This is a genomic window from Chryseobacterium sp. MEBOG07, assembly GCF_021869745.1.
Lineage (GTDB): Bacteria > Bacteroidota > Bacteroidia > Flavobacteriales > Weeksellaceae > Chryseobacterium > Chryseobacterium viscerum.
In genome coordinates this window covers 3,344,409-3,358,416 of the sequence record NZ_CP084579.1, presented here as the reverse complement: position 1 = coordinate 3,358,416, position 14,008 = coordinate 3,344,409, and the positions used below count along the sequence as shown (strand labels likewise).

Here is a 14,008-nt window from a genome sequence, read left to right as displayed (position 1 = left end):
ATTATGAATAAGAAAATAATACCGAGACTGAGTTTTTGGCAGATATGGAATATGAATGTTGGTTTCTTTGGAATTCAGTATAGCTTTGGATTGCAGCAGACTGCTGTGAATCCGCTGTATTCTTTTTTGGGGGCTCACGCAGATCAGCTTCCAATCCTCAATCTGGCAGGCCCGGTAACAGGATTGCTTATTCAGCCGTTGATAGGAGCAATAAGTGATAAAACATGGAGTGTAAAATGGGGACGCCGGAAGCCTTTCTTCTTGCTGGGAGCTATATTGTGTAGTCTGGCATTGTTTGTTTTTCCATTCAGCTCTTCGATTTGGATGGCGGTAGGGCTTCTATGGGTCCTGGATGCAGCCAATAATACGGCTATGGAACCCTACAGGGCTTTTATTGGAGATAAGCTCCCGGAAGAACAGCAAACCTATGGTTTTCAGATGCAGAGTCTGTTTGTAGGGGGTGGAATCACACTGGCTAATCTTTCTCTTTTTATTTTTCAAAAATATTTTGGAGGCAGTTCAGAATCAGGAGGTATACCCACATGGGTTTATTATTCATTTTTCTTAGGTTCTTTCTGTTCCGTTGCTTCTGTAGTGTGGTCTGTGTACAAAACACCTGAAATTCCTCCCACAGACGAAGAACTTATTCAACTAAAAGCTGAGAAAGAAAATGATACAGTATTCACACCATTTATCGATATTTTCAAAGCCATTGTTAATATGCCAAAAATACTCTGGCAGTTGGCACTGGTCTACTTGTTTCAGTGGTATGCGCTCTTCTGCTACTGGCAGTTTGCCACACCCATGACCAAGCAGACCCTGTATCATGTTTCCGAAATTGATGAAGAAAGAGCTAATCGGTTTGTTGAGCTGTCGAAAAATGGCTTTTCAGTGCCTCAGAATGATCTGCTCTGGGCCAAAAATATACTTCATCTTGTGGAACAAGCTGTTGGGCAGACAGGTCTGATGAATGGATTTTATAATTTCATTACAATGATATCAGCACTTCTTTTGATTCCATTCGCTCTGAAGTTTTCTGCCAAAAATGTATATGCCTTCTGTCTTTTGGCAACAGGAATATCATTACTGGTATTGCCGCTTTGCATCAATGAATATATAATATTATTACCAATGGTCCTTTTTGGAATTGGATGGGCGGCCATGATGGGACTTCCTTATTCTATGGTATCTCCGTCTATTCCAGCAAACAAAAGGGGAGTTTATATGGGGGTGATTAATATGATGATCGTTATTCCTATGCTGATACAGACCTTGACTTTCGGAGCTTTTTACAAATATATATTAGGCAGTAATCCTGCTGATGCAATCAGAATTGCAGGGATTTTGTTCCTACTGGCATCTTTTTCAGTAATCCTTATGAAGGTAAATAGGCCGGCGGCAGATTAGTTTGTGTGATAAATTTGTTGTCCAGGTTTGATTGCTTGGCATGATAATTTCAATTATTGGATGCTACTTAACTAAAATAATTATGAATGAAAAGTTAATGCAAATATTAGGATGGGTAGCTACTGTTACAGCAATGGCTATGTATTTTTCTTATATCCCACAGATATCTCATAATTTAAATGGTGATAAAGGAGACTGGTTCCAGCCTTTGGTTGCTGCCATCAACTGTAGTCTTTGGGTGATCTACGGCTTTATTAAAAAGCCAAAAAGAGATTGGCCGATTGTGGTTGCCAATTCCCCAGGTATTTTTTTTGGAATATTTGCTTTTATGACTGCCTTATAAAAACGGTCTTTTATATCTTCGGTTGATTATCTTCTGGAATATCTTTTTCCAGGCCGGATAGGTAAAGAAAGTATCCTTGAAATCTGATTCAGGTTTTGCTGGCTGAAAATCTAATCCTTTATCATCGTTTCAGATGGTGTATAACGGTATCTTTGTAGGCAAATTGCGCAGTATATGAAATTCATTCACCAGATTGATCCATTAAAATTTATCTTTTTTGAGCTGCCTCATTGCCCTGATCATTATTTTCAAAGTTCTCAGCGGACCCATTTTTTTGAAATGATCTGGATAAAAGATTATACAGGAGATGAAAGCGATCAGAATGAAGGAAATAATTACATCTATCTTATTCCCCCATATCGTTTTACAAAATTAGATCTGGAAGATAAAAAAGGCTGTATACTCTCTTTTAAAAGAGAATATCTGGAAGAGGATGACAAAGAATATGCGTTGGATGTTTTCAATCTTTTCAATATGCATGGGCAGTTTAGTGGGTTTTCTATAGACCGTAATACTGGAGAAACCTTGAATCATCTGGTCGTATTGATAAAGAAAGAGTATAATGACCCAATGGGAACCTATTTGGTTTTAAAAGCACTTTTGAAAGTTCTCTTATTAAATCTTATCCGCATCAACCAGCATTATTTTTTACATCAGGATGTCAATCAGAAAAGGGTTTATCAGTTCATTATGCTGATGGATGAACATTACAAAACAGAGCGAAAAGCGGACTTTTATTCTTCAAAAATGGGAATCAGTGAAAAACGGATCAATCAGATTCTGAAAGAGAAAATGGACCGAACGCTTACGCAGCTGCTGCATGAAAGACTTATTGTGGAGGCAGATCGGATGCTGGTTTCCAGTGAATTCACGATAAAAGAAATTGCATACCATCTGAGTTTTGATGATCCTGCATATTTTTCCAGATTTTATAAAAATAGGACAGGGCGGACCCCTGAGGGTTTTAGAAATCAGACTATTGGGATGTAAGACTATTCAATCTTTTCAAGTTTTTTATGATGTAGATTTTTATGAATTCAGCATATTCTTCATGTTTTGTTGGATTTCCTAATTGTACCATTAGATTAGGAAATAATGCAAGAGAACTTATACAGCTCTGATTTAATTTTGTGTCAGGATTCAAAGCCTAATGGTTGAAGAATCAATACATGAATCTAAAAATATCTGAATTATGGAACTCACAAAAGAAGCGGAACAACTAATGTTTCAGGATATTAATGCTCTTTTATCACCTAAACCAATATCTCTGGAAGCCGGTATCAAAAGATTGGAAAACGGAATGCTGCACATTGCAATGAGAAATGTGATGCATCACTGCAAAGGGAAGATGCTGGATTGGTGGTTCACTTATTTTGAAACAACTGCAGACTTGAAATTATGGCATCCGCATGATCATGTGGTACACAGTGGATGGGACAGCAAATGGATCAAAAATGAGAATTACATCGGGGCTACAATACATGCCACAGAGTCATTGGGGAATATTCCCCCCGTACCGGCTGCAATTAAGTTTCATGATCCTGTGGAGATTTTTAATCCTGATCTTTTAAAAAAGGCATATGAAACCGATGAGGTAAGTGCAGTAATATATGCCAGAATAGGGTTTGGGGAAAACACTCCAAAAGATGTTAGCGGTGATCCTATGGATGGGTATATGGTACATGTTACCAGAGATACACCACAGGGATGTGTGTTGAGAAGTCACTTTTTCCTTGGAGCATTAGCTGCAGACAGTGATCACCCGTTGCCGGATGAAATTGGATTTGGATTGATGGAGCATTGTTATACCGAATTTACTTACCTCTCCCATGTTCTTCCTTCTCTTTACTATGCAGAAAATACAAAAGGAGATAAGGCCCCACTTCTTTGGTAATCCTGATTCATTAAAGTCTATTGTGACCAAAAAGTAAAATTTTCATTAATTTATTTAAAATAGGATACAGGAATCTTCATTTTTTGTTTTTTGAAGGAATTAAATTAATACACAAGGACTTAAGAATAGAGAAATTCGGATTGAATTTCATATCAACTGCAAATGGTTTCTTTTTGCTCAAAATAATATGAAAGTTTCTGAGAAAATACAGAGAAAAAATTTGGAATTTTAGAAAAAGTTTCTATCTTTGCAGTCCCTTAAACAAAGGGATTTACTTGAAAAAGTAAGTGGCCGACTCGGTAGCTCAGCTGGTAGAGCAATACACTTTTAATGTATGGGTCCTGGGTTCGAATCCCAGCCGGGTCACCAAGAAAAAGCCTCAACTTTCGTTGAGGCTTTTTTGTTAAATAAATCTCGGCAGTTATATCTATACCGTAAAGATGCTTCAGGAGTGTGTTTTAATAAGTTGGTAGGGCAACAAATATGGGCTCGTGCCACTCGGGATTATTATGATCTTATGCTTTTGGGACTAGTTGTTATGATTATTATTCTTCTCATTTTACCACAGATTCAGAAAGTTGTTTTAAGGATAAGAAAGGGAACTATTCCTTACTAGATAGCAAACAATATATAAAACAACAGGTGGAGGATAGTATTAGAGAGCATATTTCATGATCATGCTACTGTTGTGATCTCCACTTGGCGTGATCCCTGTTTCTTGAAATCCTATTTTCTTGTATAAGTTGTACGCTTTATTGTTTCCAGGAGTAACTTCTAAAATGATTTCAATACCATTAAATTTTTTACAGGCTTCATGAATAACAGCCTCAATCAATCCCTGACCAATATTTCTTCCCTGAAACTCTTTTTTTACATACATCTGGTAAATATTTCCGGTATTATTTTCATCTTTAACAAAAGTACAGATCCCTATAAGTTCCTGATCTGCAAAAGCACCAAACACAAATCTTTCTGGGGTTTGATCCTCAATGTCGCTTTCCATTCGGAATTTTTCAATCTTCAAGGCTTCCTGATAGTTTGCTCCAAAAGATTCAGGAAATTTTTCGAGGCTTTCCAGGCGGATGGTTCGGTAGTTTTTACTCTCTTCAGGAAGAAGTTTTCGATAGCTAATATTCATTATGTTAACCTTGTTTGTCATTTTCATTGGTATTCAACTGCAAATATGTGGATTATTTTGAATTTCTTTTTAATATAAGTGATGGAATTTAAATAGTTCAATTAAAATTTTAAAACCAGACGATGCATTTGTAACAATTTTCATTTCATATAGTCTTATTATAAATACAACAGACATTTTTTTAATCAGAAAATCCTACACAAACTGTCTGGAAATTTAGAAAAATGTCTGTTTTAGGGGAAAAATAGCTTACTTTATTTGAATATTGCTTTTACGTAAAATAAAAGGCTTATCTCACAATAAGCATGATAAATTGTGTATATTTATAACACATATTGGGGAAAACAATAAATAATAATAGATTTTTATCAACATATTTCAAGGAAATATGGATAGGTAGGTATGTAGATTTAGGGAAAAGCGGTGGTGATGGGAAAAATTAATTTGATTCTTTTTAAGAATAAAAAATACAGTCAAAGAACATACAGAAAATACTAGCCTATACAATCTGCATGGGATTATTTCTATGTATGCTTTCTTGCGGCCGTGATTCTCAGGATAAGGAAAGAGAAGATTTTGACATTTCTTTATCAACCCAAAGTTCAGAGCTGCAGTTATCCGGTGAATATGAAGCGCTAATCAGGCTTAACATAAAATATCTGAAAAAGGCCGGTAAAATGAAGTACAAAGCAGGAAAAGGCCTTTGTTATCTGAATATGGCTGGTGTGAATGTCTCTGCAGGAAATTATGAAAAAGCCCGCTTTTTTTTCAACAAAGCTGAAAAAGATCTGGAAAACTCAGAAAATACTTTTCATAAGGCAACATTCTATGATGATTACGGCCAATATTATTCTCATCTTAAATTAAATGATAAGGCTATAGAATGTAATAATAAAGCGTTTTATTATTTAAAACAGGCAAAAAAAACTAAGCTTACCGATAAACTTCTTCCAAGACTGTACGTCAACAAAGGAATTTACTATGCCTTGAAAGGGTGGTTGGGAACCTCTTTAAAATGCTTTACAAAAGCAAATATGCTGGAAAACTCTGCGTATACCAATTGTATGGTCGCACAGTATTATTTATTTTTCCATCAGCCGGATTCTGCAGGAATATATATTGCACGGGCAGATGAAAAGATGCTGAGCCAGAAAACAACTGATGTGGAATCTCTTTGGGTCTATTACACGATGGGATATTACTACAATGATGTCAATAATAATGAGCAGGCTGAAAAAGCACTTAAGAAAGCGTTGGAAATTAATATTAAAACAAGACGTACCTATTCTTCACACATAAAAGAGGTCTATAAGTCTCTTGCAGAATTGTATAAGAAAAAAAATGACGGAGGGAAGGCGTATTTTTATCTGAAGAAATATATGGAAGAGGAAAAGCGCTTTGATGCAGAACGATTTTCAGCGATGAATAAAGCTACGGAAGATTTCATCCTTGAAATGAAGCAGGAATCGGACTGGCATAAAAATGATCTCCCACTGTTCATTGCATTGTCTATCACAGTTATTACCATTTCGGGAGCCTATGTCCGAAAGATAATCAATACTCTGAAATTGAAAAAGAATACTCTAAAGGAAGAAACAGATGAATTGAAAAATAATGTCCAGACAAAGCAGTTGGAAGAAGTGATTGAGCTTGCTAAACGGAATGATTCTTCTTTTTTGTTAAAATTCAAAGAATTATATCCTGATTTTATAAAAGCACTGCTGGAGATCAAACCAGATCTTGAAAATTCAGAACTGGCATTCTGCGCAATGTTAAAACTGAATTTTTCATCCAAGGAAATTGCAGATTATACTTTCGTACAACACAGGTCTATTCAACAGAAAAAATACAGGATCAGGAAAAGACTGAATATCTCTGGAGATACGGATATTTATGATTTTTTTGAAAATTTAGCATAATCAATAAGTGAATCACAATAAAAGGAGCAGGATTCTGTTTTATGAAAAGATTTTATTGTTGATCTCACATTGGAAGTAATTATATTTTGTACAAGAATTTAGCTTATATAGAGAATCACATGATGCGTATTTTTCTTTTTGTTTTACTTACTATTACCGTTTCGTGCCATTCTCATTCTAATAAAGAGGTGGAAAAGAAATTTGATGTTTCTTTGCTGAAGCAGAACGAGAAGTTCAGGCTTGCGGGAGAATATGACTCTTTAATCAATCTTAATAAAAGATATTATAAGCAGGCTGATAAACTAAATTATGCAGACGGAAAGGCACTCTGCTATATCAATCTGGCAGAGCTTAATATCTCACTTGAAAACTATCAGAAGGCCCAGATTCTTTTTGATAATGCAAAAGAAATCCTTGATCATTCAGAAGATAATATACATAAAGCCAGATTTTATAACGTTTACGGCCGTTTCAATGTAGAACTCAGAAGGCTGGATAAAGCGTTTCAGTATAATAATGAAGCAATGAGCTTCATCCATAAAAGCGATCCATCAGAACTCAAAAATGATCTTCTTTTCAGTATATATTTAAGACAAGCCCTTTATCTTATTGAAAGAAAAGAGTATGAAAAAGCCCTTTACTATTTTCATAAGGCAAAAAGGTTAGATGATACTGGTCTTACAGAATGTGCTATGAGTGATTATGTTTATATGCATAAAAATAGGGACTCAGCCTATAAATATATAACTCTTGCTTATGACAAGGCCAATAAAAATGGTAAAGAAGACGGGATATCGCTGTATACCAATACAATTATGGGAGAATATTATATTACCTATAAACAATATGACAAAGCAGAAGAAGCTCTTAAAAAGGCGTTGAAAATCAGTGAGAAAACAAAACGGATCTATGCCTACTACAGTAAATATATTTATAACGATCTCAGAATATTATACGAACGTACGGGAGATAAAGAAAAAGCATACTTTTATCTGAAGGCGTATACCGATGCTTATTTTAAAACCAATACCTCTTTGCTAGCCACAATTAATCAGGATATGGAGGGATTTATTACCAATGCCCAAGAAGATACGGATAATAAAAGAAAGTATATATATAGGATTATCTTCTTATCTATTGTTGCCCTTTCTCTATTGGGAATATATGCATGGAGAATCATCAGTGCATTGGGAAAAAGAAAAAAAGTTCTTGGTATAGAAGCGGAAAACCTGAAAATTCAGATGAATGATAACAAGCAGGAAGAGATTATAGAACTAGGTAAAAATAATGATCCCGAATTTTTCAATCGTTTCAAAGAAGTTTATCCAGGTTTTATAGATCAGCTTTTAATAATTAATCCAGGCCTTGAAAGTTCTGAACTGGTTTTTTGTGCCATGCTGAAACTTCATTTTACCTCAAAGGAAATTGCAAGTTATACTTTGGTTCAACACCGTACTGTCCAACAGAAGAAATACAGGATTAGAAAAAGGCTCAACATTCCGGGAGAAACTGATATCTATCTTTTTCTTGATACATTGAAATAATTCAAAAAAAAACTGTCTGACACATCAGGTCAAACAGTATTCGAAATATTCTCTTTTCACCACTCAGATTTTGTGTGGGTCTCTTGTGGGCAAATATCAAAATTTATAATGGGAATGAGAAAAAAAACTCTACTACACAGGTACTACACTACATATTTTTAATTTTAATAAATTGGTATTCAGTTGTTTGTATTTATTGTTGAATTGAGCTTGTTAATTCATATAAAGGCAAGCTAATGATGAGTTAATACACCGTTTTTCATCAGTCGTCTTAAGATCTCTGTTCAATAGGGCAGTATGTTGCACCGTTTTGAATGAGCTTATTATCCTATATTTCAGATTAGATTTTTAAGGAAGTACTTTTTTCAATTTTATTTTGAGTAAATAAGGCTACTTTATAATTTGTTGTAAGTTAATACTTTACGTTTGTGTTGTATCTATGTAGTATCATGTTTTTCTCTAATTAATTGAATATATATTGCTTTTTAGATAGTTTTGCTTGTGAAATATTCATAGAAATGCATGTTTTAGTTGATTTATATTAATTGCTGCTTGAAATGCTGTTGTTAATAATTTCATTCACATTCCATCTTTCTAAATCATATCAAATACACTTATTCACAATAATACTTTAAATAAATCTATGAAAAAAAGAATTTTATTTGTTTGTGCGTTAGCATCTTGTTTTACCGTTTTTAATGCTCAGAGATGGGAGTCTGTCTCTCAAAGAACTTCGCAGACAAGAGAAGGGGTAGAAGTACAACATTCTTACAGAGTAGACCTGAAGTCTCTTAGAGAAATACTTAGAAATGCTGAAGAAACAGGGAAAAATGCAAGACCTGTTATTATTTCTTTACCAACGGCAGAAGGAAAAATTGAAAAATTTGCAGTCTATAGCAATCCGGTGATGGATAAATCTCTGGTAGACAGATACCAGCTAGGTTCTTATGTGGGAGTTGGAGTAGAAGATACTTCTAAATATTTGAGATTCAGTACTTCTCCTACAGATATGCAGTCTATGATTATCAAAGATGGAGTATTTCAATTTATAGAACCTATAAGCGCGGATAAACAAACTTATGGAGTCTTTTATAAAACAAAGGAAAAAGGAGACATGCATGGGTTTGAATGTGATACGGACCATGATCTTAAAGATATTGATAAGCTGGTGGAAAACGGGAAAAAAATGCTTTCCAATGTAGGAATTACCAACAGACCTACGAATACCAAATACAGAACTTTCAGAATGGCTATGGCTGCTACCGGTGAATATACACAATTTCATGGAGGTACAGTTGCCGGAGCCGTTGCTGCCATCAATAATACAATGACAAGGATTAATGGGGTTTTTGAGAGAGATTTTGGAGCTCATTTTAATGTTCTGGATCTTCCTGGAATTATTTATACTGATCCTGCTACTGATTTTTATACCCCTCAGGCCGTTGCAACTGATCCGTCTTTAAACTTACAGTTACAGCAAAAACTTACAGCAGATGTAGGAAATGCTAACTATGATATTGGACACGTATTTCATCGCAATGCAGGACAAAGCAGAAATGGAAATGCAGGAGGAATAGGAATTGTTTGTACCAATCCCGCAACGAATACTTCTTTAGCAAAAGGATCTGCTTTTTCAATGAGCCCTGATCCTGTAGGAGAAGTGTTTGATTTAATGGCTGCTCACGAAATGGGGCACCAGCTGGGAGCCAATCATACCTTTTCTATGAGAACTGAAGGTTCAAATGCTAATGTAGAGCCTTGGGGAGGAACAACGATCATGGGATATCCTGGAATTACACAAGATAATATTCAGGCAAATATGGATGGATATTTCCACTATAAATCTATTTCTCAGGTATTAAATAATCTAGAATCCAAAGTAGGATGTGGGGTTGCTGCTGATATCGTAAATAATACAGCACCAGTGATTACACCACTGGCTAATTATTCTATTCCTAAAGGAACTGCTTATTATCTGGACGCTGTAGCAGCAGATGCAGAAGGTGATCCGGTTAATTATACATGGGAACAATATAATAGTGTAGGAGACAGGAATTCCATTTCAGGAGACAGCGGATGGGGTTATAATGCAGAAGGAGCTATCGCTAGATCATTGCCGGGAACAGCTAATAGCAGAAGATATTTCCCTAAGCTGGAAACAGTGGTCAATGGTGTATTGACAGACAAGCAGGTATGGGAAACTGTTTCCTATATCCCAAGAACATTAAATTATGCAGTAACTGTAAGAGACCAAAACGCAGTAAGACCAATGACTTCCACTGCTGAAACAGTAGTAACAATAGGTAATGACGGACCTTTCAAGTTCAGCGGGCTTACAACAACATCAGTGTTATACAATGATGCATCCAATACAATTACCTGGGATGCCGCAAACACTAATAACGCCCCTTATAACGTAGCCGCTGTAAAAATAGATTATACTACCAATAACGGAACCACATGGACAGATTTGACTGCCTCTACACCCAATACCGGAAGCTATACAGCACAAATGCCTGCTAATGTAACTGGTACTGTTAAATTAAGAGTATCGGCAATAGGTAATATTTTCTATGCTGTATCTCCTGCTGTAACAGTAGGAACATCTCCTACTTCTACTACAGCTGCTCCAACAGGAGTTTCTGCGACAGCTACAGAAGTTTTCAAAACAACTGCAAGAATATCGTGGAATAAGGTGCCGGGAGCCACTTATTCTGTCAATTACAGAAAAGTGGGAGCTGCAAGCTGGTCGAACACAACAAGCACTGCAAATTCGGTATTGTTATCAAATCTGGAAGATGAAACCAATTATGAAGTACAGGTGGCTGCTGTTGTAAATAGTGTTCCAGGAGCGTTTTCAACTAATTATGCCTTCAAAACGAAAGGCTTGAGAACAGGTACAGATTATTGCTTAATGACTACAGGAGGAAATGGCGGAAACTTTAATAGTGGTCTTGTAAAATTGACATTATCTAATCTTGCTTACGTATATTCCGGAGTGGATGTTTATAAAACATACCTTGACTTTAGTGAAGATGCAACCAAAGTTGTGAACTTAACAAAGGGTACTCAATACACAGCAACCTTTAGAAACCTTGCAGGAGGAAATTATAATGACTGGCTTGAAATCTGGATAGATTATAACAGAAACGGAGTATTCGAAAGCTCTGAAAAAGTGGCAACTAATGGAGCTCTTCCTTTCTATGCTGCTGCTGCTCAAGCTTATCTTCGTGATGGTGATGTAACATTTACGGTACCTGACACTGCATATTCCGGCGATAAATTATTGAGAATGAGAGTGGCCAGTACTTTCTTTAATGCAGCTAGCGGACCTTGTGGAAGCCCTACTGTACCTGTAAATGGAGGAGGAATCGTTTCTGTAGGATCTTTCAGAGATTTTTCTGTAAGAATTTCGGAAAATGCTAATCTTGCTGTAAGAGAAATAACAGACACAAAATCATCAGAAATATCTATTTATCCTAACCCGGCAGATACATTTGTAGAAGTGAAAAACCTAAAGGGTAAAGCTGATTACAAAATCTATAGTGCAGATGGAAGACTTGTTCAGGAAGGAAAACTTGATGGGCAAAGAATCAATGTTGCTTCACTGGTAAAAGGAATGTATGTGATCACCATAAAAGATGACAAAAACACTTATAACACCAAATTAATTAAAAAATAAAAAACAGAAATGAATCTCCGTATCAGGATCTAAAAGCGGAGAGAAAAAAGATTTATTTTAACTAAAGAAGGCTGTCTCTGATTGGAGGCAGCCTTTTGTTTATTATGAATTTAAATGACCATTAAAAAAATCAAGCATGGTTGTCAATGATTTTTCAGAATGCATTCGCTCTCCGTTTTCAAGGGATTCCTGTGTGGCAATAGCAGCTCTTTTGCGCATATTATTTTCGTAGTCAGAAATAGCTTCCTGCAAAGAGGTGTAGCGGTTATCCGTCAAATATTCACTCAATTCAAGAGCATCCAGCATAGCCATATTGGCGCCTTCCCCTGCAAATGGCGGCATTACATGAGCGGCATCTCCTATTAGCGTTATATTGGGCTGGGCTTCCCAGGTCTGATCCAAAGGCATATAATAGATAAGGCGTGGAATAAAAGGTGCAGTAGCATTTTCAAAAAGCTCATCCCAGATTGGGCTCCATTCAGAGTACTCTGTCTTAAACCATTTCAATACCTGTGTAGTATCGGAAAAGTCGATACCGCTGTTGACCACCCAGTTTTCGTCTGTTTTAAAGCTTGCATAAAATCCAAGATCCCCATTTCCTTTCTGGCCGAGTAAAATATTTTTAGTATTTCCAAAGGCCATTATCTTTCCACCTTTAATCATCGCATCAATCTGAGGAGCATTTTCTTTTGAAATATTTCCTTCCAGCATAATCACTCCGGAATAAACAGGTTTAATATCAGTAAGATAGGGGCGTATTTTAGAATTGGCGCCATCACCGGCAATGACAAGGTCTGCATACACTGAATTTCCGTTTTTGAAATGTAGCAGCCAGCCTTCATCCTGACGTTCCATCGAGAGAAAATGACTGTCCCAGACTACAGTTTCGGGATGTAGGGATTTCAGAAGCATATTTCTTAATGGACCGCGGTCTATTTCAGGACGAAAATGTTCGTGCCCGAAATCCTCTTCAGGTTTAGTTTCATGATCATTAAAGAATATTTCTGCCTGGTCATTGAGAATCAAAGTTCTGTCTGCACCAGGACGGAAAGTTTTTTTAAACTCTTCCAGCAGTTCTGCCTTACGTATAGCTGCCAGCCCGGAATCTTCATGCATATCGAGAGGAGAACCCTGTACCCGTGCATATTGATTAAAGTCTCTTTCATATACTTTTACATGGGCACCTTTTAGTTGTAAAAGTCTTGCCAGCGTAAGTCCTGCCGGACCACCACCAACGATTGCTATTGATTTATTTTCTATCAGCATTTTTAATTTAAATTTTACAATGCAAATTTATTTTCCTTTCAACACTGATAATAGTACAAATCGGTCGTTTTTATTTTTGGATAATTCTTTAGGAGCAACTCCTGAAAATTTCTTCACTTCTTTGATGAAGTGATTTTGATCCGTATAGTTGAGCTCGGGAAAGAGTCTTCCCTGTGCGATATGTTCCAATGATGCCCTGAAACGCAGTATGGTAGAGTAGGCTTTCAATGATAAACCCAGCTGTTTGGTAAAATACCGGTTGATCTGCCTGCTGCTCCAGCCTGTTTTCTCAGACAGCTCCAGCACGCTCATTTCTCCTTTTGAAGCGTAGACCAATTCGAAAAGTTTACGTTTTCTTTCATCCACTTTTTGAGGAAGAAGATCTTTTATTTTTTGAATCGCTTTTAAACAGCAGGCATCAAAATCTTTTATATCATCAGCTTTAAAATTCCAGAAATCAGGGGAGAGTTCTTTTCCAATATTTAATAAATCTGCGATGGAAGTCTGTAAAATATACTCAACAGCAAGAGGTTTGAAACTGACAACAAAAGCAAGGGTATGGGGATGAATATACCTTTGTTCAGGATACGTTTCCAAGCCGAGAAGGGTAATATGGAAAGGTTCGGAATCTGACTGTGAGAAAAATAGATCTATTCTCCCATCAGGAATAATGACAACTTCTTTAGCTTCATCGGAAAGATTCTGAAAAGTTCCCAGATTTTCTACAAAATCAGCGATCTCTTCATCGGGCTCGATGAAATGATAAGAGAAGTCATTGTCCATAAGTATTGCTTGCAGAAGACTGCTTTTTAATG

10 protein-coding genes and 1 tRNA gene are annotated in these 14,008 nt (G+C 36.3%); 8 read left to right on the top strand and 3 right to left on the bottom strand.

Annotated elements, in window-relative coordinates:
* The first annotated feature begins 3 nt into the window (after window positions 1-3).
* The 5 genes from LF886_RS15480 (at window position 4) to LF886_RS15460 (ending at window position 4,013) form a co-directional block, all read left to right on the top strand.
* Window positions 4-1,407: an MFS transporter gene (locus tag LF886_RS15480; RefSeq protein ID WP_236850370.1), complete on the top strand. Its 1,404-nt coding sequence runs from the start codon at window positions 4-6 to the stop codon at window positions 1,405-1,407.
* 82 nt (window positions 1,408-1,489) lie between these two features.
* Window positions 1,490-1,750, top strand: coding sequence for an SWEET family sugar transporter (locus tag LF886_RS15475; RefSeq protein WP_236850369.1), 261 nt, complete (start codon window positions 1,490-1,492; stop codon window positions 1,748-1,750).
* 174 nt (window positions 1,751-1,924) lie between these two features.
* Window positions 1,925-2,740, top strand: a complete 816-nt coding sequence (locus tag LF886_RS15470) for a helix-turn-helix domain-containing protein (RefSeq protein WP_236850368.1) — start codon at window positions 1,925-1,927, stop codon at window positions 2,738-2,740.
* A gap of 202 nt (window positions 2,741-2,942) precedes the next feature.
* The gene (locus tag LF886_RS15465; protein WP_236850367.1) at window positions 2,943-3,644 is read left to right on the top strand and encodes a DAPG hydrolase family protein; all 702 of its coding nucleotides are present in this window, start codon (window positions 2,943-2,945) and stop codon (window positions 3,642-3,644) included.
* 293 nt (window positions 3,645-3,937) lie between these two features.
* A tRNA-Lys gene (locus LF886_RS15460) sits at window positions 3,938-4,013 on the top strand.
* A gap of 286 nt (window positions 4,014-4,299) precedes the next feature.
* Here the strand turns inward: LF886_RS15460 and LF886_RS15455 are convergent.
* Complete coding sequence (locus LF886_RS15455) at window positions 4,300-4,782, bottom strand: GNAT family N-acetyltransferase (RefSeq protein ID WP_236850366.1); 483 nt, start codon at window positions 4,780-4,782, stop codon at window positions 4,300-4,302.
* A 512-nt stretch (window positions 4,783-5,294) separates the two neighbouring features.
* Here LF886_RS15455 and LF886_RS15450 point away from each other — a divergent pair.
* From LF886_RS15450 to LF886_RS15440, 3 genes are all read left to right on the top strand, one after another.
* A complete protein-coding gene (locus LF886_RS15450; protein ID WP_236850365.1) occupies window positions 5,295-6,701 on the top strand; it encodes a tetratricopeptide repeat protein in 1,407 nt (468 codons plus the stop codon).
* Window positions 6,702-6,820: 119 nt separating this feature from the next.
* A complete protein-coding gene (locus LF886_RS15445) occupies window positions 6,821-8,245 on the top strand; it encodes a tetratricopeptide repeat protein (RefSeq protein WP_236850364.1) in 1,425 nt (474 codons plus the stop codon).
* 643 nt (window positions 8,246-8,888) lie between these two features.
* Window positions 8,889-11,927 (top strand): reprolysin-like metallopeptidase, encoded by a 3,039-nt coding sequence (locus LF886_RS15440; RefSeq protein WP_236850363.1) that lies wholly within the window; start codon window positions 8,889-8,891, stop codon window positions 11,925-11,927.
* Between the two features lie 102 nt (window positions 11,928-12,029).
* Here LF886_RS15440 and LF886_RS15435 read toward each other — a convergent pair whose 3' ends face one another.
* Together LF886_RS15435 and LF886_RS15430 are read right to left on the bottom strand one after the other, a co-directional pair.
* On the bottom strand, window positions 12,030-13,193 hold the full coding sequence (locus LF886_RS15435) for an FAD-dependent oxidoreductase (protein WP_236850362.1): 1,164 nt from the start codon (window positions 13,191-13,193) through the stop codon (window positions 12,030-12,032).
* Window positions 13,194-13,220: 27 nt separating this feature from the next.
* Window positions 13,221-13,976, bottom strand: a complete 756-nt coding sequence (locus LF886_RS15430) for a helix-turn-helix domain-containing protein (protein ID WP_236850361.1) — start codon at window positions 13,974-13,976, stop codon at window positions 13,221-13,223.
* Between the last annotated feature and the right edge of the window lie 32 nt (window positions 13,977-14,008).

Excerpts from the sequence above, each read along its gene's own strand:
- LF886_RS15480 (WP_236850370.1), top strand. The coding sequence starts at position 4 with ATGAATAAGAAAATAATACCGAGACTGAGTTTTTGGCAGATATGGAAT.
- LF886_RS15475 (WP_236850369.1), top strand. The coding sequence starts at position 1,490 with ATGAATGAAAAGTTAATGCAAATATTAGGATGGGTAGCTACTGTTACA.
- LF886_RS15470 (WP_236850368.1), top strand. The coding sequence starts at position 1,925 with ATGAAATTCATTCACCAGATTGATCCATTAAAATTTATCTTTTTTGAG.
- LF886_RS15465 (WP_236850367.1), top strand. The coding sequence starts at position 2,943 with ATGGAACTCACAAAAGAAGCGGAACAACTAATGTTTCAGGATATTAAT.
- LF886_RS15455 (WP_236850366.1), bottom strand. The coding sequence starts at position 4,782 with ATGAATATTAGCTATCGAAAACTTCTTCCTGAAGAGAGTAAAAACTAC.
- LF886_RS15450 (WP_236850365.1), top strand. The coding sequence starts at position 5,295 with ATGGGATTATTTCTATGTATGCTTTCTTGCGGCCGTGATTCTCAGGAT.
- LF886_RS15445 (WP_236850364.1), top strand. The coding sequence starts at position 6,821 with ATGATGCGTATTTTTCTTTTTGTTTTACTTACTATTACCGTTTCGTGC.
- LF886_RS15440 (WP_236850363.1), top strand. The coding sequence starts at position 8,889 with ATGAAAAAAAGAATTTTATTTGTTTGTGCGTTAGCATCTTGTTTTACC.
- LF886_RS15435 (WP_236850362.1), bottom strand. The coding sequence starts at position 13,193 with ATGCTGATAGAAAATAAATCAATAGCAATCGTTGGTGGTGGTCCGGCA.
- LF886_RS15430 (WP_236850361.1), bottom strand. The coding sequence starts at position 13,976 with ATGGACAATGACTTCTCTTATCATTTCATCGAGCCCGATGAAGAGATC.